Consider the following 19,359-nt stretch of genomic DNA (forward strand, 5'->3'; position numbering starts at 1 on the left):
CGTGCTGCTCACGGTGCCACCCAGGTGGAGCGGGCACGCCGCGGGCGCAGGTTCCGTCGGCCGGTGACGCGCGGCGGCCGACCGGGGCGGGCGACCGACTCGGGGTCGAGGACCGCTCCCTCGAGAGCCGCGAGTCTCCCTCGTGGCCGGCGAACTCCGCGGGTACGCAGTCGCCCGGCGATCAGCAGAAGCACACCTGCGATGCCGGTCCCAGAGCCCCAGAGTGCCGGCACCAGCGTGTCCGTGCCCGTGTCGGCCAATCTCGTCTGAGTCAGGGCGGGCTCGATGTCCGGCACGGGGACGACGGGAGTCTGCGCCCGGGTGATCTCGGTGGCGATGCCGAACTCGGACGTCCACGGGTGCACCCGTGCTCCGCCCGCATCGGGATCGGTGCGCGCCGGGTCGATACGTTCGGTCCAGACGTAGTAGCCGTCGGCCGGGAGCGTGCAGCTCGGCGTGGTGTACTCGCCGACGCCGTCGATCACCGTCTCGACCGTGCAGACCGTGGGCGAGTCCGGCGGCGGCGCGGGAGCGTGGGAGATCGGTTCGGCGAACGGCCCGTGCAGCGTGCTCTCGACGACCGCTGTGATGGCGGTGAAGCCGTCATCGCTGGCGCGAACGCCCCAGGTCGGAAGCAGGCCATCGCCCTCGGCGACGCTCACGGTGAGGTGGTCGGCGATCGCGGCACCCGGATGCGCCTCGGCCAGGGACGTGCGTGTACCCACCTGCGGCTGGAACGGCAGCGGCGAGGGGCCCGTCGCGTGCGCCTCGGCCTGCGCATTCGCCGTGGACGGTTCCGCGATCAGCACGGCCTGTGCGTCCGTCGTCGGCAGAGCGACGGTGATCCGGTTGCCGTAAGGGAGTTCGCCCGTCTTCGCCGTGGCGCTCACGGCGACGCTGGCCTCCGATCCGGTCGGCCGGATGGCGACATCGGTCCCCGACCGAATGGTGCCGGTGCTCCCGCCGTCGTCGAAGGTGGCACCCGTGAGGGCCACTGAGACGGGATGAGCGCCGCTGGGGAGCAGCTCCGGGCCGGCGATGCGGTCCACGGTCAGTTCGACGCGTACGCGGCCGGCTCCCGACTCGGCGAGTTCGACGACCACGGCGGCGCGCACTCCGGTCGAGGCGCGGCTTCGGGCCTCGGCCAGCATCTCGACCGCCCGCGCGTAGACGCGGTCGCTGTCGGCGCCCGCCCGTGCCGCGTGCTCTCGGGCCTCTGGTTCGGACATCCCGGCGTACATCCATGTCGCCAGCTGCCCTGAGGCAGCGGTGAGGCGGTCGCTGCTTCCCGCCCAGGTGCGGGCGAAGTAGGCGAACATCGCCGACTGCTCCGGCGTCCACCAGCCCATTCCGGCGGGGTCCGCGTAGCTGTACTGGAGGCCGACCGGTGCCACCTTGCCGGGATTCAGGCAGAAGCCGAGTGCGCCGTCGTCGAAATGGTAGGCGCCCAGCCACCAGCCGTCGGGGGACTGGTAGCCGGGACCGTGGCCGTCGCCCACGAGGGCGCGGGCCGGCCCGGCAGCGGAGGTGAGCGCTCCATGGAGGACGCCGAGGAAGACGGCCAGCCCCGCGAGGCATACAGCGGAGATCAGGGTGAAAGGTCGATGAGTCATGCCTCCACCGTCGCGGCGACGTCGGCTCCGCGGGGCCGCCGTCGGCGGATCGGTGGACAACGGCGTTCGCCGAGGACCTGTGAACACCTCGGCCGGTTTCGGCCCGTTCAGGGGAAGGGTCTAAAGTTCTTCCTGGCGAATTTATCTCGGCGTCGAGCTATTCTCGCGCCGGACCGTCAGGAGAAATCAGCCGGCAGCCACGAGCGCACCGGAACACCAGCGGATTGGATAACCGTGGATCTATACGAGTACCAGGCCAGAGACCTGTTTGAGAAGTACGGGGTCCCGGTGCTTCCGGGCATCGTCGCCGACACCCCCGAGGAGGTGCGTGCGGCTGCCGAGAAGCTGGGCGGCGTGACCGTCGTCAAGGCGCAGGTCAAGACCGGTGGTCGCGGAAAGGCCGGCGGTGTCAAGGTCGCGAAGAACGCCGATGAGGCGGAGGCAGCGGCCCGGGCCATCCTCGGACTCGACATCAAGGGCCACGTCGTCCGTCGTGTCATGGTCGCCGGCGGTGCCCGCATCGCCCGCGAGTTCTACTTCTCGGTGCTCCTCGACCGCGCCAACCGCTCCTACCTCTCGCTGACCAGCGTCGAGGGCGGTATGGAGATCGAGCAGCTCGCCGTGGAGAAGCCGGAGGCGCTCGCCCGCGTCGAGGTCGACCCGCGCGGCGGCATCGACCACGCGAAGGCCGTCGAGATCGCACAGGCCGCCGGATTCCCGGAGGACCTCGTCGAGAAGGTCGCCGATGTCTTCGTGAAGCTCTACGAGGTCTACACCGGCGAGGACGCGACCCTCGTCGAGGTGAACCCGCTCGTCCTCACCGAGGAGGGCGACATCATCGCGCTCGACGGCAAAGTCTCCCTCGATGAGAACGCCGACTTCCGTCACCCCGACCACGAGGCCCTCGAGGACAAGGACGCGGCCGACCCGCTGGAGGCCAAGGCCAAGGCGGCGAACCTCAACTACGTCAAGCTCGACGGCCAGGTGGGCATCATCGGCAACGGCGCTGGACTCGTCATGTCGACCCTGGACGTCGTCGCCTACGCCGGCGAGAAGCACCAGGGCGTCAAGCCGGCCAACTTCCTCGACATCGGCGGCGGCGCATCCGCCGAGGTCATGGCGGCGGGTCTCGACGTCATCCTCAACGACCCGCAGGTGAAGAGCGTGTTCGTGAACGTCTTCGGCGGGATCACCGCGTGCGACGCGGTCGCCAACGGCATCGTGAAGGCGCTGGAGATCCTCGGCGACGAGGCGAACAAGCCGCTGGTCGTGCGCCTCGACGGCAACAACGTCGACGAGGGGCGCCGCATCCTGACCGAGGCGAACCACCCGCTGGTCACCCTCGCACTCACCATGGACGAGGGCGCCGACAAGGCCGCCGAGCTGGCCGCGAAGTAAGCGAAGGACGAACGAGAATGTCTATCTTCCTCAACAAGGACTCCAAGGTCATCGTCCAGGGCATCACCGGCGGTGAGGGCACCAAGCACACCGCCCTCATGCTGAAGGCCGGCACCCAGGTGGTCGGCGGTGTCAACGCCCGTAAGGCCGGCACGACCGTCACCCACGGCGATGTCGAGCTCCCCGTGTTCGGCACGGTCGTCGAGGCCATCGAGAAGACCGGCGCTGATGTGTCGATCATCTTCGTACCGCCGGCGTTCGCGAAGGACGCGATGGTGGAGGCCATCGACGCCGAGATCCCGCTGCTCGTCGTGATCACCGAGGGCATCCCTGTGCAGGACTCCGCAGAGGCGTGGGCCTACGCCAAGGAGAAGGGCAACAAGACCCGGATCATCGGCCCGAACTGCCCCGGAATCATCACCCCCGGCGAGTCGCTGGTGGGGATCACCCCGGCGACCATCACCGGCAAGGGCCCGATCGGCCTCGTCTCGAAGTCGGGCACGCTGACCTACCAGATGATGTACGAGCTGCGCGACCTCGGCTTCTCGACCGCCATCGGCATCGGCGGAGACCCCGTCATCGGCACCACGCACATCGACGCGCTCGCCGCGTTCGAGGCCGACCCTGAGACGAAGGCCATCGTGATGATCGGCGAGATCGGCGGCGACGCCGAGGAGCGCGCCGCGGACTTCATCAAGGCGAACGTGACCAAGCCGGTCGTCGGCTACGTCGCGGGCTTCACGGCTCCCGAGGGCAAGACCATGGGCCACGCCGGCGCCATCGTGTCGGGCTCGGCGGGCACCGCCCAGGCCAAGAAGGAGGCGCTGGAGGCTGCGGGCGTCAAGGTCGGCAAGACGCCGTCCGAGACGGCGGAGCTGCTGCGCGAGGTCTACGCCGCGCTGTAATCGCGAGACGCACCACCGCGAAGGCCGGGACCGGGAGGTCCCGGCCTTCGCTGTTTCCGGCCTGCGTCATCCCGTTCAGGTACTCCCTGCCGCACACGGTGACCGCGGCGCTACAGTGAGCGCACCGTGCCGGAAGGAGACGCTGATGGCTCGTCCGACGAACACCGAGCTGCTGCAGCGCATCGCAGCTCTGGAGGAGGAGAACGCCGCGCTCCGGATGCAGAGCGGCGACCCCTCGATCGACACGGTGCCGATCGCACCGTTGCCGCCGACGAAGCGCCCGCGCAGCTGGGCCTGGACCCTGCTGGCGACCGTGCTGATCGTCCTCGGTGCCATCCTCGCGCCCGTCGCGGTGGTCGCGTCCTGGGCGAAGGTCCAGCTGACCGACACCGACTCGTTCGTCGCGACGTATGCGCCACTCGCGCACGACCCGGGCGTCCAGGCGTTCGTGACCGACGAGGCCGTGACGGCCGTGCAGGACAACGTGGACATCGATCAGCTCACGTCTCAGGTGATCGACGGCATCACCGACCTGGGCACCGGTCCGGTCGCCACCAAGGCACTGGAGTCGCTGAAAGGTCCGCTCGCGCAAGGCGTCGAGTCGCTGCTGCGCTCGACCGTCCAGCGCTTCGTCGCCTCCGACGCGTTCGCGCAGGTTTGGCAGCAGGCGCTCCGGACGAGTCACGACCAGTTGATCGCGACGATGCAGAACGACCCGAAGGCGGCCGTCACCGTGGGGTCCGACGGCTCCGTCGGCATCCAGCTCGCCCCGATCATCGACCGGGTGAAACAGCTCCTGCTGGATCAGGGGGTCACGTTCGCGGGGCAGATCCCCTCGGTGGATCGCACCATCACCGTCGCTCAGAACTCCTCCATCCCGACGCTGCAGCTCTTCTACGGCCTGGCGGTGGCTGCCGGGGCGTGGCTGCCGTGGGTCGCGATCGGACTGCTGGCGCTCGGTGTCGTCGTCGCCCGCCGTCGTGCCCTCGCTCTGATCTGGGCTGCGGTCGCGCTGGGTCTCGCCATGGGCATCACGCTGGCCGCGATCGGCATCGGCCGGCTCGTCTTCGTCTCCTCGGTCTCTCCGTCGTTGGTGCCCTCGGGATTGGCGCAGACGCTGTTCTCGACGGTGACGGACGCGATGATCGCGACTGCGGTCGCCGTCCTCGTCCTCGCGATCGCCGTCGCCGTGGTCGGGTGGTTCTCCGGCCCGTTCGCCGTTCCCCGGAGGCTGCGCGGTTTCTTCGGCGACGGTGTCGCCTGGGTGCGCCAGTCGGCGGAGCGTCACGGCATCACGACCGGCCGGGCGGGCGAGTGGATGTACGCCCAGCGCACGCTGCTCCGCGCGGCCGTGGCGGTGATCGCCGCCGCCGTCGTGCTGTTCGTCCGCCCGCTCACACCGGCTCTGATCATCTGGACGCTGGTGCTCGCGGCGCTGGTCGTCGCGATCCTCGAACTGGTGCAGCGGCCGGTCATCACCGTGCCGGAGCAGGCCGACGACGAGACGCCGGTGGTCACGGTCTCCTGAGCGCCGAAGTGTCGGCCCTCCGCGCCGCGTGCGCGCCGGTAGGCTCCGTTCGGTCATGAGTCGCACAACCGTCGCCCTGCTCGCCGCGCTGGAGGCGCTCATCGTCGCCGCCATCGGCATCGGGATCTGCCTCGTCCCGATCACGATCCTCTGGGCGGCGCAGTACCAGCTCGGCGCCGACTTCACGGTGGTGTGGCGGTCCGCCGCCGACATCTGGCTGGTCGGCCACGGCGTCAACCTGACCATCGCGCTCGACCCGCAGACGGTCGCGCAGCTCGGCTTGCCGGGTGCGGCCGTGCCGTTCCAGGTGACGATCGCGCTGCTCGGGTTCGCCGCTCTGACCGCTGGACTGGGCGTTCGGACCGGGATGCGCGCAGCGGAGACGGATCAGCGTCTCGTCGGCGCGCTGACCGCCTTGGCGACCTTCGCGGTCATCTCGACACTGGTGGTCCTGACCGCTGGTTCGCCGGTCGCGCAGCCGTCCATCTGGCAGGGGGTCATCCTGCCGCCCTTCGTCTACGGGGTGGGGATCGCCGCCGGATTCGGCTTCGCCGCGCTGCGCGGCGGGGCGCCCGCCGAGACGGCTGCCGCGACCGCGTCGCCGGATCGGGATGCGACGGGCGCGCTCGACGGCGACATCGGCGGCACCTCGACGGGACGGGCAGCCGCGCCGGCCGTCCTCTCCGTTCTTCGGACCGCGACCGTGCCGATCCCCGGCGCCCTGCGCACCGGCGCGGGCGCCGCATTGCGCGCCGGAACGGCGGCGACCGCGATCGTGATCGGCGTGGCCGCTCTGGTGGTGGCGCTGCTGATCTTCGGCAATTACGGGACGATCATCAGTCTCTACGAGCAGCTGCAGACGGGTGTCGCCGGGGGAGCGGCCCTGACCATCGGGCAGCTCGCCGTCATCCCGAACGTCGTGGTGTGGATGGCGTCGTGGCTGGTAGGCCCAGGCTTTGCCCTCGGCAAGGGGTCGTCGGTGAGCCCGATCAGTACCGCGCTGGGGCCGTTGCCGGGGTTGCCGCTCTTCGGCATCATCCCGGCCGGCGGCTGGAGCTTCGGGCTGGTCGGCGTCGTCGTCCCGATCCTCGCGGGTTTCGTCTCCGGTGTCCTCGTCCGCTCGCGGACGGCGGTTCGCGGGCTCGACGGCCTGCAGGCACTGCTGCTGACCGCGCTCGGGATCGGTGCGGTCGCCGGGATCGAGCTCGGGCTCCTCGCGTGGTGGTCGTCCGGCGCCCTCGGACCCGGACGCTTGCACGATGTGGGGCCGAACCCGTGGCTGGTGGGCGCGCTGGCGGCCGCGGAGGTCGCCGTCGCCGCGGGGATCGGGCTGGCCGCAGCCGGGCGCGGCCGCCGGTGACGGAGCCGGTCGTCTCACGCCGCTAGGCTGGTGGCGTGCTCTCGATCGTGGTGCTGATCTCCGGTGGCGGCTCCAACCTGCGTGCCCTGCTGGAGGCCTCGGAGGACGCCGAGTTCCCGGCGCGTGTGGTCGCCGTCGGCGCCGACCGCGATGCGGACGGCTTCGAGCACGCGGAGCGCTTCGGCATCCCGACCTTCACGGTGCCCTTCACGTCGTATCCGAGCCGGGAGGAGTGGGGCGACGCGCTGCTCGAGCAGATCCGGCAGTGGGAGCCCGACCTGACCATCCTGTCCGGCTTCATGCGCCTGGTGCCGCCACGGGTGGTCGAGGCGCTGTCGCCGCGGCTCATCAACACGCACCCCGCGTACCTGCCCGAGTTCCCCGGCGCGCATGCGGTCCGCGACGCTCTCGCCGCCGGCGTGACGCAGACCGGGGCGAGCCTGATCGTCGTCGACAACGGTGTGGACGCCGGCCCCATCATCAGCCAGGAGCGCGTGGAGGTGGAGCCGGGCGACACCGAGGCCGCCCTCCACGAGCGCATCAAACCTGTGGAGCGACGGCTGCTCATCGACGCCGTGCTCGACATCGCCAACGGACACATCGACCTCGAGGAGCTTGCCCGAGCATGAGCGGACCCCGTCACGACGCCAGCCTGTACCGCGAGCGGGATCTCGTCCCGATCCGCCGCGCCCTGATCTCGGTCAGCGACAAGACCGGACTGCTCGACCTCGCGTCCGCGCTCGCCGCGGCCGATGTGGAGATCGTCTCGACCGGCTCGACGGCGCAGACGATCCGCGACGCCGGTCACGCAGTGACCGATGTCGCCAGCGTCACCGGGTTCCCGGAGTCGCTCGACGGGCGTGTGAAGACGCTGCACCCGGCCATCCACTCGGGACTCCTCGCCGACCTCCGGCTGGCGTCGCACGAGGAGCAGCTCAAGGACCTCGGCATCGAGCCGTTCGAGCTCGTCGTCGTCAACCTCTACCCGTTCGTCGAGACGGTGGCCTCCGGCGCGGTCGGCAACGACGTCGTCGAGCAGATCGACATCGGCGGCCCGGCCATGGTGCGCGCCGCCGCGAAGAACCACGCGAACGTGGCGATCGTGGTGTCGCCCTCCGACTATGACGGCATCGTGGAGGCCGTCGCCGCCGGTGGTACGACCTTCGACCAGCGACGGGAGCTCGCATCGAAGGCGTTCGCGCACACGGCCGCCTACGACGGCGCCGTCGCCGCCTGGTTCGCGGGGGAGGCGCCGTCGACCGACGACTTCCCCGAGCGCTGGGAGGCGCGGGCTGAGCTCAAGCAGACCCTCCGCTACGGCGAGAACTCGCACCAGTCAGCCGCCCTCTACGCCGACCCGAAGGGCACCGGCATCGCCCAGGCGACCCAGCTCGGCGGCAAGGAGATGTCGTACAACAACTACGTGGATGCGGATGCCGCCCTGCGCAGCGCCTACGACTTCCGCGAGCCGGCCGTCGCCATCATCAAGCACGCGAACCCCTGCGGAATCGCCGTCGCGGACGACATCGCCGAGGCGCACCGCAAGGCGCACGAGTGCGACCCGGTGTCGGCGTACGGCGGGGTGATCGCGGCCAACCGCACGGTCACCCTCGCCATGGCGGAGACGGTGAAGGGCATCTTCACCGAGGTGCTGATCGCCCCGGACTACGAGCCGGAGGCTCTGGAACTCCTGCAGACGAAGAAGAACCTCCGCATCCTGCAGCTGCCCGAGGGGTACGCCCGCGCACTGACCGAGTTCCGCCAGATCTCGGGTGGCGTGCTCGTGCAGGACTCCGACCGCTTCGATGAGTTCTCTTCCGACGGATGGACCCTGGTCGCCGGCGAGGAGGCCGACGCGGCGACCCGCGCGGACCTCGAGTTCGCCTGGAAGGCGTGCCGCGCCGTGAAGTCGAACGCCATCCTGCTTGCCCACGACGGCGCATCCGTCGGGGTCGGGATGGGTCAGGTCAACCGCGTCGACTCGTGCACCCTGGCGGTCAGCCGTGCGGGGGAGCGGGCGGCCGGATCCGTGGCCGCATCGGACGCGTTCTTCCCGTTCGCCGACGGCCCGCAGATCCTCATCGACGCGGGCGTCCGTGCGATCGTGCAGCCGGGCGGCAGCATCCGCGACGAGGATGTGATCGCGGCGGCGAAGGCAGCAGGAGTCACCATGTACTTCACCGGCGAGCGGCACTTCTTCCACTAGGAGAACGCGCGGCGACGTTGCCTCCGGGGCCCGGTCGCGGGAGAATGGACGGCGGTCCACAAGACCGTCACACATTTTCACCGCGATCCCACGAGGAGACACCGATGTCCGTCCTGCCCGCAGACCTGCCGCACGAAACACTGCACGTGGTGAGGGGGAGGCGGAGCGGCCTCACCATCAGCATCGCGGTCCACTCCACCGTTCTCGGGCCGGCCCTCGGCGGATGCCGGGTCTGGACGTACGACTCCTGGCAGGAGGCGGTCGCCGACTCGCTGCGGCTGGCCGAGGGGATGACCCTCAAGAACGCCGCGGCAGGTCTTCACCGCGGCGGTGGCAAGGCCGTCGTCTACGTGCCGCGCGGGACGGTGCTCACACCGACTGAGCGCTACGAGGCCATGCTCGATCTCGGCGACGCCGTCGAGACGCTCGGCGGCAGCTACATGACCGCGGAGGATGTCGGCACGAGCGCCGAGGACATGTCCGTCGTCGCGTCGCGCACCGCCCACGTCTGCGGCCTCCCGCCGTCGGAGGGCGGCGTCGGCGAGCCCAGCGACGCGACCGCCGCCGGTGTGTACGCCGGTCTGCAGGCCACCATGGAGCGGGCGTTCGGCAGCCGGGATGTCAGCGGCCGCCACGTGATCGTGCTCGGCCTCGGCCACGTGGGATCGCTCATCGCGATGCGCCTCGCCAGCGAGGGCGCCGTGCTGACCGTCACGGACGTGAACCCCGCGAAGCGCGCCCTCGCCGACGCGCTCGGCGCCACCTGGGTGGAGCCGGATGACGCCCACCGCGTCGAGGGCGATGTCTTCGTCCCCGCCGGCGTCGGCGGAGTGCTGACCGACCGGGTGATCGACGAGCTCCGGGTCGCCGCGGTCGTCGGCCCCGCGAACAACCAGCTCGCGCACCGCTCCGGAGCCGAGCGTCTGGCCGCACGCGGCATCCTCTGGGCGCCGGACTTCGTCGTCAACGCGGGCGGGGTGATCTTCCTGTCGATGGCGGGCGAGCCCGGTGTGACCGCCGAGGCCACGCAGGAGCGGGTCGAGCGGATCGGCGATACGGTAGCGGAGATCTTCCGGGCCGCCGACCAGCGCGGTGTCACCACGCTGCAGGCCGCGGAGGAGCTCGCGCTCGACCGTCTCCGGGAGCCAGCGAACGCATAGCAGCGCTCCGCTAGGTTGGAACCCATGACGTCTTCCTGGGGCCGCCGGCTCATCGCATCCCTTGTCGCTGCCCTCGTGGTGGTCCTCGTCGTTCACGCGGCGATGATCGCCGCGTTCTACGTGGGGAGCCTCGCCGGGTCGTCGGCCCCGTCGGGGGCGTTGATCGTCGCCGTCAGCAACTACTTCTCGCTGACCAGCGTCATCGCCTTCGTCCTGCTCTGGGTCGCCGGCTTCGTCGGCGCGTTCGACCGGTGGTGGACGGCGCTGATCGCGGGCGTGCTGGCCGCTGTGCTGGCGCCCGCGGTCGGCACCATCCTGACCGCGACTTCGGGCGGCTCGCCGTTCAGCGGCGACCTGATCGCCGCCGTGCTCGGCACCCTGCTGGGGATCAACCTGCTCTACGCCGTCGCCGTCACCGCGCTCACCCCGACGTTCGGCCGCTGGCTGTTCCGCGTCGTCGAGGGCACCCGCAGCCGGTTCGAGACGGACCGCAAGGTGGCGCTGGTCCGCATCCCCGCAGGGAACCTGGCCGAGGGCCTGGTGACCCACATCGACCGTGAGCCGGTGGATGCGGAGCTCGCGGACGCTCAGTGGGACGCCTACGTCGCAGCTCTCTCCGAGGCCGGGTGGCAGACCGTCGAGGTCACGAGTGCTGACACCCTGGCCGACTCGGTCTTCGTGGAGGACACCGCCGTCGTCTTCGGCGACACCGCCGTGATCACGCTGCCCGGCGCCGAGTCGCGCCGCGCGGAGGTCGTCGGCACCGAGGCCGCGCTCCGTGCGCAGGGGCTGCGCCTCGAGCGCATCGAGGCGCCGGGGACGCTCGACGGCGGCGACGTCCTCAAGGTCGGCTCGACGGTCTACGTCGGCCGCGGAGGGCGGACCAACGCCGAGGGCATCCGTCAGCTCCGCGCTCTCGTGGCGCCGCTCGGATACACCGTCGTCGCCGTCCCGATCACCAAGGCACTGCACCTGAAGACGGCCGTGACCGCCCTGCCCGACGGCACGGTCATCGGCTACGAGCCGATCGTGGACGAACCGCGCGTCTTCGAGCGTTTCCTCCCGGTTCCCGAGGCCCACGGCACGGCGGTCGTCGTGCTCTCGGACGACACCGTGCTGATGTCGTCGTCCGCCCCGCAGTCGGTGGCGCTCGTCGAGGACCTCGGCTACACCGTCATCCAGGTCGACATCTCCGAGTTCGAGAAGCTCGAGGGATGCGTCACCTGCCTGTCGATCCGGATCCGCTGACTCCCTCCAGCGACTCCCGGCGCGCTCCGAGTGGAGCCGGCAGGGCGCACCACGCCGCGGTCGCCGCAGCGAGGAGGGCCGCGGCCGCCCATCCCGCACCGACGCCCGCAACCGAGGCCACGAGCACCAGCGCGGAGGTGCCGAGTGCGGTTCCGAGTTGGGCTCCGGTGTTGAGGATGCCGCTTGCGCTGCCGGCGAGATCGTCGGGCACCGTGGTGCCGATCGTCGTCGCGGCGACCGACGACAGGCCCAGCCCTGCGCCTGCCAGCGCCACGCCGACGAAGACGCCCCACCACGTGCCGACGGTCAGCGCCATCAGCAGGCAGCCGAGGGCGATCGCCGCGATGCCCATCCCGCATACGGCGTAAGCACTCAGCCGTTTCAGCAACGAGCGCGTGCTCGTCGATGTGAGGATGACGGCGACACTCAGCGCCATCAGTGTCAGTCCGGCGGCGATCGGGTCGATTCCGAGCCGTTCCTGCAAGAACAACGTGGCCAGAACGGCCGTCGAGCTGGTGGTCGCGGTGTTGACGAACGACAGCAGGGTGCCCTGCCGCAGCGGGCGCGACCGGAAGGCGGCTGCGGGGATGAGGGGTGCGCGGGCGGTGCGCAGCCGGATGCCGAGGAGCACGGCGAGGACGACGCCGGCGCCGACCGCCGCGACGCCGATCATCCGGGTCGCGGGTTGCTCGATCCAGGCCGCGCCGGCGATGACGGCCATGACCGTGAGGATGAGCAGGGCGGCGCCCAGGGCATCGACCGGCTCCTCCTCGGTGGGCTCGCGCACTCCCGTCACCGTGGCGAGGGTGCCGATCGTCAGGGCGACGGCGAGCGGAAGGTTGACCCAGAAGACGGCCGGCCACCCGAACGCTTGCACCAGCAGGCCGCCGACCAGGAAGCCGGATGCGCCCGCCGCCGCTCCTGTTGCGCTCCACGCCGCGAGGGCGCCCCTGCGCCGCGGCGTCTCTGGCGTCGCCGAGAGCAGCAGCCGCAGCGCCGAAGGGACGGACAGCGCGGCCGCGGCACCCTGCAGCGCCCGGGCGACGAGGACGACGGCCAGGGCTCCCTGATGCCAGACCGCAGCTGTACCGCCCAACACGGAGACAACGCCGAACATGCCGATGCCCACAAGCAGAATGCGTCGATGTCCGAAACGATCGCCCAGCCGCGCGCCCAGGATGAGGAGCCCGCCGAAGAACATGGCGTAGACCGTCGCCAGGGGTCCGGCCGCGGATTCCGGCGCGCCCAGACCGCTCAGGATGGCAGGAATCGCCGTGGTCGCACTGGTCACGCCGAGGACGTCGACGAACTGCACCAGGCACAGCACGAAAACGGCCCCTCTGCGCATGCGGCCACCGTACCCGGCGCCTCCGACAGGCCGACCCTCCACTGGGATGTGAGAAAAACTCTTGCGTTCGTCGAGAACCTGGCAATATGCTGTAGGGCTGCCTTGTCGCGGCAAAACGGACGTGTACATCGAGGCTGGGAGGACGCCATGACGACGATCGAGACCGCACGAAAGACCACCGTGCCCGGGTTCGTCGCCGCCCTCGCGGCCGACGCCCGACCGTCCGGGCGGTAGCTCCCCGCCCCTCGCCGCGCGCCGCCGCGCACGACACCGGGAGCGTCCGCGGACGCTCCTCGCATCCCCACCACAAGACCCGCCATCGTCGGCGTGTCTTCGGCGACTCCTCCGCGTGCTCGCCGCCGGCTCCATGACGTCGGACACTCACAGAAAACGGATCATCCATGTCTGTCGCCCAGACTCCGAACACTCAGACTCCGAAGACCACCGCGAAGCGGAAGAGCACCGCGCGCATCCTGCTGCGCATCCTCCCGTTCGCCAAGTCCGCCGCGCCCCGCATCATCCTCGGCATGGTGGCGGCGCTGCTGGCCAGCCTCGTCGCGCTGAGCATCCCGCAGGTGCTGCGCTGGCTGGTCGACGGCCCGCTGTCGACGGGTGACCCGTCGGCCGTGTGGCCCGCCGCGCTGCTCGTGGTCGGGCTGGGCGCTGCCGAAGCGGTGTTCATCTCGCTGCGGCGCTGGTTCGTGCTGACCCCTGGAACTCACGTCGAGGCGAAGATGCGCAACGCGCTGTACGCGCAGCTGCAGGATCTCCCGGTCGCGTTCCACGACCGCTGGCCGAGCGGTCAGTTGCTGTCGCGCGCGGTCAGCGACCTCAGCATGATCCGTCGGTGGCTGTCGTTCGGCATCGTGCTGCTGGTGGTCAACGTCGTCACGATCGTGGTCGGGTTCGCGATCCTGATCGGGTGGAACTGGATCCTGGGGCTCATCTTCCTGGTGTGCTCCATCCCGCTGTGGATCTACGGGTTCGTGTTCGAGAACAAGTACTCGGTCATCGCGCGGCGCAGCCAGGACCAGGCGGGCGACCTGGCTACGGCGGTCGAGGAGTCGGTGCACGGCATCCGTGTGCTGAAGGCGTTCGGGCGCGGAAAGCACGCGCTGAAGACCTTCGAGTCGCGCGCGGAGGAGCTGCGCGGCACCGAGATCGAGAAGGCGAAGGCCATCGCCGGCATCTGGCTCTGGCTGCTGCTGGTCCCGGACGTCGCGTTCGGCATCTGCCTCGTCGTCGGCGTCTGGCTGTCGGCGCAGGGCCAGCTGTCGGTCGGCGAGCTCGTCGCGTTCTTCGCCACGGCGACCGTCCTGCGGTTCCCCGTGGAGTCGATCGGCTTCCTGCTGTCGATGACCTTCGACACCCGCACAGCGGCGGACCGCTACTTCGAGGTGATGGACGAGGTCAACACGATCACCGACCCCGCCCAGCCCAAGCGCATCGCCGAGCCGCGGGGAGAGCTCGTCTTCGACGACGTGCACTTCCGGTACCAGGACTCGCCGGAACGCTTCCCGGACCTGCTCGACGGCATCCGCCTGACGGTCCGCCCGGGGGAGACGATGGCCCTGGTCGGCCTGACCGGCTCCGGCAAGTCGACCCTGACCGCCCTGACGACACGGCTGTACGACGTGACGGGCGGCGCGGTGAAGGTGGACAGCGTGGATGTGCGCGACCTCACCCGCTACGACCTGCGCAAGGCGATCGCCATGGCGTTCGAGGATGCGACCCTGTTCTCGGCGTCCGTGCGCGACAACGTCCTGCTCGGCCGTGACGACCTCGACCCAGCCTCGCCGGAGGCCGAGCGCGTGCTCACCGAGGCTCTCGAGGTGGCGCAGGCGGGCTTCGTCTACGACCTCCCCGAGGGCGTCGAGACGAAGGTCGGCGAGGAGGGGCTCAGCCTGTCCGGCGGTCAGCGACAGCGGCTCGCGCTCGCGCGCGCCGTCGCCGCGAACCCCAGCATCCTGGTGCTCGACGATCCGCTGTCGGCGCTCGACGTCGACACCGAGGCGCTCGTCGAGGCCGCGCTGCGCCGGGTGCTCGCCTCGACCACGGCCCTGATCGTCGCGCACCGCCCGTCCACCGTGATGCTCGCCGACCGGGTGGCCCTGCTGGAGGACGGCCGCGTCACCGCGGTGGGTACCCACCACGACCTGCTCGCCAGCAGCGAGCACTACCGCTTCGTCATCTCCAGCCTGGAGGACGAACAGAACGAAGAGATCCTCGAGGAGGTGAACCTGTGAGCACCACGACCGTCCTGGGCGTCGAAGGCGAAGAGCGCAACGACCTCAGCAAGGAGGAGAGCCGGCAGGTGCGGCGCCGTTCGCTGCACCTGCTGGGTTCGCTGCTGCACCCGCTGCGGATGCGGCTGGCGCTGACGGCCGTCGTGGTCGTCGTGAGCACGGCCGCCCAGGTGGCGGGCCCAGCGATCATCGCGTTCGGCATCGACAACGGCCTGCCGGCCCTGCTGAAGCAGGACTGGTTCCCGCTGGCGGCCGCCGGTCTCGCCTACCTGATCACCGGTGTGATCGGCGCGGTGCTCATCGCCTGGTACACGGTGCTGAGCGCGCGGATCAGCCAGGCCATCCTGCTCGACCTCCGCAAGCGGGTGTTCCTTCACACGCAGAAGCTGTCGCTCGAGTTCCACGAGTCGTACACGTCCGGCCGGATCATCTCGCGTCAGACGAGCGACCTGGACTCCATCCGGGAGCTGCTCGACTCGGGCATCAACCAGCTGGTCCAGGGCTTCCTGTACATGCTGTTCATCGCGATCGCGCTGTTCTCGATCGACTGGATCAGCGGTGTCGTGCTGCTGGTGTCGCTCGTGCCGCTGTACCTGCTGACGCGGTGGTTCCAGAAGCGCTCGCAGGTGCTGTTCCGCATCTCGCGGGTCGCGTCGGCGAAGCTGATCGTGCACTTCGTGGAGACCATGACCGGCATCCGCGCGGTCAAGGCTTTCCGCAAGGAGAAGCGCAACGAGAAGGACTTCGGCGGCCTGGTGGAGGAGTACCGGGATGTGAACGCCCGCGTCATCCAGCTGTTCGGGATCTTCGACCCGGGCCTCGTGATGATCGGCAACGTCACCGTCGGCGTTGTGCTGCTGGTCGGCGGCTTCCGCGTCGCCGACGGGCAGCTGGCGATCGGCGTGCTGCTCGCGGTGCTGCTGTACACGCGTCGCTTCTTCGACCCGATGGAGGAGATGGCGATGTTCTACAACTCCTACCAGTCGGCCGCCGCGGCGCTGGAGAAGATCTCCGGCGTCCTGGAGGAGGAGCCCAGCGTTCCGGATCCGGTGCGGCCGGTCGACCTGTGGTCGGCGCAGGGGCATGTGAGCTTCGACGAGGTCTCGTTCGCCTACAAGAAGGACCGCGTCATCCTGCCGGAGTTCACGCTCGACATCCCGGCCGGGCAGACGGTCGCGCTGGTCGGTTCGACCGGTGCGGGCAAGTCGACGCTGGCGAAGCTGATCTCGCGCTTCTACGACCCCACCGCGGGTTCGGTGAAGCTGGACGGCGTCGACCTGCGGGACCTGCACCCGAAGGATCTGCGCCGGGCGATCGTGATGGTCACCCAGGAGGCCTACCTGTTCAGCGGCTCGGTCGCCGACAACATCGCCCTGGGCAAGCCGGATGCGACGCGCGACGAGATCGTGCGGGCGGCAGAGGCCGTCGGCGCGCACGAGTTCATCGAGGGTCTGCCGAACGGCTACGACACCGACGTGAACAAGCGCGGCGGCCGCGTCTCCGCGGGACAGCGGCAGCTGATCTCGTTCGCGCGGGCGTTCCTCGCGGACCCGGCCGTGCTCATCCTGGACGAGGCGACGAGCTCGCTCGACATCCCGAGCGAGCGCCTGGTGCAGGAGGCGCTGCAGACGCTGCTCGCCGATCGCACGGCTGTGATCATCGCGCACCGCCTGTCCACCGTCGCGATCGCTGACCGGGTGCTCGTCATGGAGCACGGCCGCGTGGTCGAGGACGGCACGCCCGACGACCTCATCGCGGGCACCGGCCGGTTCGCCCAGCTGCACGCGGCCTGGCGCGACTCGCTGGTGTAGCGGTCGCGGCCGCGCGTGCGGCCGCTCGTCCGGCGGGGACCACGGGGAGACCTCCCGTGGTCCCCGCCGCCGTCTCGGTGCCCCGGGGATACGGCGATTGACCGCTATCAGCGCGCCGGGTCCGGTCGCCGCTAACGTTCCTCATGATGTCGGCGTCGAGAGGGTCGAGCCGGGGAACCCCGTCTTTCAACCGCGATTCCGGCGGGGACCACAGGAAACCTCCCGTGATCCCCACCGCCGGTCGCCGGGCGGTCAGGGGTTGAGTCAGCCGGCCGGGGACCAGGTCGAGCGCGCGCGAGACGGGCGCAGCGTGCGGTGTCCGCCCGCGCGAGCGTGCGGGGTGCGGCGCACGGAGGGTGCCTCGCGCGCCAGCGCCGTGCGGAAGAGGGGCAGGCGAGACAGCAGGCTGTCGCGCATCCCGTCGCGGAGCACGACCACCTCGCAGCCCGCGTCGATGTAGGCGCTCGCCGTCGGGCCGTCGGCGAAGCGTGCTGCCGCGCCGGCGGAGACGGTGATGCAATCGGCGACGAGCGCGCGGCCGGCCGTCGCCAGCACGGTGGTGCGGGAGGTCGCCGGGGCGACGAGCGAGCGGATGGTGCGGGCGAGCGCCGGCCACTCCGCCGGACGGATCGCCGTGCCGTCGGAGAACGTATCGCCCAGGTCGATCAGCTCGAGACGGCGGCCGGTCGCTGCGGACACCTCCGTGCTCGCGTGCACGGCGCGCTGCAGCAACGTGACCAGGTCGGAGGCGGCCGTGTCCGGTGCGACGGGGAGGGAGAGGCCGGCGACACGGACGCCGAGAGCCGCTGCGTACCGGGCGACCGCAACGGCGATGGCCGGGTCGACCCGGAGCAGCACGGCCGTACCGGCCGGTGCGGAGACGAAGGTGTCGAGATCGTCCGGGTCGTCGACGACGAACCGGCGCACGCCCGCCTCCCAGGCGGAACGCCGCTGCAGCCAGCGCGCACCGGGCGCGGCGTGCAGCACCCGGCCGAGGTCCGCATCCACTCGGCGGAGGGCCGGAAGTACGGCGTCGTGGGTCACGGTGAAGCCGGCGCCCTCGGCGGAGATGGTGGCGAGCAGAGCCGGATGCGCGAGAGCGCTCACGTCGAAGTGCACGTCCACCCAGGGAAAGGCGGCGCGCAGGTCGCGGAAGCGGCGAGCGGCGCGGGAAAGGTCCATCACGACGACGGGCAGCTCGTCTTCACCGCGTCGGCCCCGCCCGGAGTGACGGCCGTCCACCGCGCCCGCCCCGGTCGCCGCGTCCGTTCGGACGGCTGCGGCGCCGGTCGGGTCGGCGGTTCGGGTCGCGGTGGACATCGCCATCTCCTCGGGTGGACCTTCGTCCCGCCCAGCGGCGGGAACCTCGACGTTCGGGTCGTTGAGGTTGTCTCACATCCTGGCCCCGGCCCAGATGGCCCACATCCGGGGGGTCACCTCATTCCGTTTGCGTGGAGGCACGGATGACCCTCGGGGTGCGTGCGGAGATGATGGTGCCATGTACCTCCGCGTTGTGATCGTCGACGACCACGAGCGGTTCCGCGAACAGGCGGCGGAGCTGCTCCGCCTGGAGAGCTTCATGGTGGTCGGCGACAGTGCGACCGCCGCCGGCGGCATCGAGTTGAGCCGCCGCCTGGCCCCCGACGTCGTGCTGCTCGACGTCGGTCTTCCCGACGCCAGCGGCTTCGACATCGTGCCCGCGATGCGGGCGACGGGCGCCGCCGTCGTGCTCACGTCGAGCCGGTCGGCGACCGACTATGGAAGACGCGTCGCCGACAGCGGCGCGGAGGGTTTCATCAACAAAGACGAGCTGACCGGTGAGGCGATCCGCACCCTGCTAAGGTAAGCGCGTGAGCGGGGGACAGACTGTAGAGTCTCGCGCGCTCAGAGTGGCCGTCGCCGACGATGCAGTGCTGCTGCGCGAGGGGATCGGACAGATCCTGCGCGCGGGCGGTATGGAGGTCGTCGCCTCGGTGGACACCGCCGAGGAACTTCTGCGCGCCGTCGCGGCCGACGGGGATGTGGACGCGATCGTGCTCGACATCAAGATGCCGCCCACCCACACCGACGAGGGGCTGCGCGCTCTGGAGCGTCTTCGTGCGAGCGGTTCGCGCGCCGGCATACTGCTTCTCTCCATGTACACCACCGCGTCGTACGCGATCCGGGCGATGAGCGCCGGCAGCGGCACCGGATACCTGCTCAAGGACCGCGTCGCCGACGCCGACACCCTGGTCACCGCCGTCCGCACCGTGGCACGCGGCGGCTCGGTGGTCGACCCCGAAGTCGTACAGTTGCTCGTCACCGCACGGTCGTCGGAGGCGACGGTCGAGTCGCTCTCGTCGCGGGAGCGCGACGTTCTGCGGCTGATGGCGGAGGGCAAGTCGAACGTGGGCATCGCCACTGAGCTGCACCTGAGCCTCCGCACCGTCGAATCCCACATCGGGCACATCATGGCGAAGCTGGGCGTGGAGGACTCCGCCGAGGGGCACCGGCGGGTGCTCGCGGTGCTGCGCTTCCTCGGCCGGGACGCCTGACC

The 19,359-nt window shown here is 70.5% G+C and carries 15 protein-coding genes; 12 read left to right on the forward strand and 3 right to left on the reverse strand.

Features of this window, described 5'->3' with window-relative positions:
- Positions 1-8: 8 nt before the first annotated feature.
- A complete protein-coding gene (locus H284_RS0115615; protein WP_020076971.1) occupies positions 9-1,613 on the reverse strand; it encodes a hypothetical protein in 1,605 nt (534 codons plus the stop codon).
- Between the two features lie 234 nt (positions 1,614-1,847).
- Here H284_RS0115615 and sucC point away from each other — a divergent pair, with 234 nt between their 5' ends.
- The 8 genes from sucC to ddaH all read left to right on the forward strand — a co-directional run bounded on the left by sucC (position 1,848) and on the right by ddaH (position 11,418).
- The gene (gene sucC / locus H284_RS0115620; protein WP_020076972.1) at positions 1,848-3,011 is read left to right on the forward strand and encodes an ADP-forming succinate--CoA ligase subunit beta; all 1,164 of its coding nucleotides are present in this window, start codon (positions 1,848-1,850) and stop codon (positions 3,009-3,011) included.
- Between the two features lie 17 nt (positions 3,012-3,028).
- Entirely contained in the window at positions 3,029-3,916 is an 888-nt protein-coding gene (gene sucD, locus H284_RS0115625) for a succinate--CoA ligase subunit alpha (RefSeq protein ID WP_018191900.1), read from the forward strand.
- A gap of 145 nt (positions 3,917-4,061) precedes the next feature.
- Positions 4,062-5,444: a hypothetical protein gene (locus H284_RS0115630; RefSeq protein WP_020076973.1), complete on the forward strand. Its 1,383-nt coding sequence runs from the start codon at positions 4,062-4,064 to the stop codon at positions 5,442-5,444.
- A gap of 55 nt (positions 5,445-5,499) precedes the next feature.
- A complete protein-coding gene (locus H284_RS0115635; RefSeq protein WP_020076974.1) occupies positions 5,500-6,804 on the forward strand; it encodes a cell division protein PerM in 1,305 nt (434 codons plus the stop codon).
- A 35-nt stretch (positions 6,805-6,839) separates the two neighbouring features.
- Positions 6,840-7,433: a phosphoribosylglycinamide formyltransferase gene (gene purN / locus H284_RS0115640; RefSeq protein ID WP_018191897.1), complete on the forward strand. Its 594-nt coding sequence runs from the start codon at positions 6,840-6,842 to the stop codon at positions 7,431-7,433.
- Positions 7,430-9,010, forward strand: coding sequence for a bifunctional phosphoribosylaminoimidazolecarboxamide formyltransferase/IMP cyclohydrolase (gene purH, locus H284_RS0115645; protein ID WP_020076975.1), 1,581 nt, complete (start codon positions 7,430-7,432; stop codon positions 9,008-9,010). The genes purN and purH overlap by 4 nt, the downstream gene beginning before the upstream one ends.
- Positions 9,011-9,114: 104 nt before the next feature.
- Entirely contained in the window at positions 9,115-10,170 is a 1,056-nt protein-coding gene (locus H284_RS0115650) for a Glu/Leu/Phe/Val dehydrogenase family protein (protein WP_020076976.1), read from the forward strand.
- Between the two features lie 24 nt (positions 10,171-10,194).
- Positions 10,195-11,418: a dimethylargininase gene (ddaH, locus tag H284_RS0115655; RefSeq protein WP_020076977.1), complete on the forward strand. Its 1,224-nt coding sequence runs from the start codon at positions 10,195-10,197 to the stop codon at positions 11,416-11,418.
- Here the strand turns inward: ddaH and H284_RS0115660 are convergent.
- Entirely contained in the window at positions 11,390-12,766 is a 1,377-nt protein-coding gene (locus H284_RS0115660) for an MFS transporter (RefSeq protein ID WP_020076978.1), read from the reverse strand. The two genes, ddaH and H284_RS0115660, sit on opposite strands and share 29 nt — an antisense overlap.
- Before the next feature lie 401 nt (positions 12,767-13,167).
- On the opposite strand from H284_RS0115660, the gene H284_RS0115670 reads away from it, so the two are divergent.
- On the forward strand, positions 13,168-15,012 hold the full coding sequence (locus H284_RS0115670; protein ID WP_020076979.1) for an ABC transporter ATP-binding protein: 1,845 nt from the start codon (positions 13,168-13,170) through the stop codon (positions 15,010-15,012).
- Positions 15,009-16,823, forward strand: a complete 1,815-nt coding sequence (locus H284_RS0115675; RefSeq protein WP_020076980.1) for an ABC transporter ATP-binding protein — start codon at positions 15,009-15,011, stop codon at positions 16,821-16,823. Before H284_RS0115670 ends, H284_RS0115675 begins: the two co-directional genes overlap by 4 nt.
- A 264-nt stretch (positions 16,824-17,087) precedes the next feature.
- Here the strand turns inward: H284_RS0115675 and H284_RS0115680 are convergent, their stop codons facing one another.
- Positions 17,088-18,143 carry a type III PLP-dependent enzyme domain-containing protein gene (locus H284_RS0115680; RefSeq protein WP_029042976.1) on the reverse strand — a complete coding sequence of 352 codons (1,056 nt, stop codon included), beginning with the start codon at positions 18,141-18,143 and terminating at the stop codon, positions 17,088-17,090.
- 178 nt (positions 18,144-18,321) lie between these two features.
- Here H284_RS0115680 and H284_RS0115685 point away from each other — a divergent pair, with 178 nt between their 5' ends.
- Together H284_RS0115685 and H284_RS0115690 are read left to right on the forward strand one after the other, a co-directional pair.
- On the forward strand, positions 18,322-18,669 hold the full coding sequence (locus tag H284_RS0115685) for a response regulator (protein WP_018191889.1): 348 nt from the start codon (positions 18,322-18,324) through the stop codon (positions 18,667-18,669).
- A gap of 43 nt (positions 18,670-18,712) precedes the next feature.
- Positions 18,713-19,357, forward strand: coding sequence for a LuxR C-terminal-related transcriptional regulator (locus H284_RS0115690; RefSeq protein ID WP_018191888.1), 645 nt, complete (start codon positions 18,713-18,715; stop codon positions 19,355-19,357).
- Positions 19,358-19,359: the final 2 nt, after the last annotated feature.

It is taken from the genome of Cryocola sp. 340MFSha3.1, assembly GCF_000383315.1.
In the GTDB taxonomy this organism is placed as follows: Bacteria; Actinomycetota; Actinomycetes; order Actinomycetales; family Microbacteriaceae; genus Leifsonia.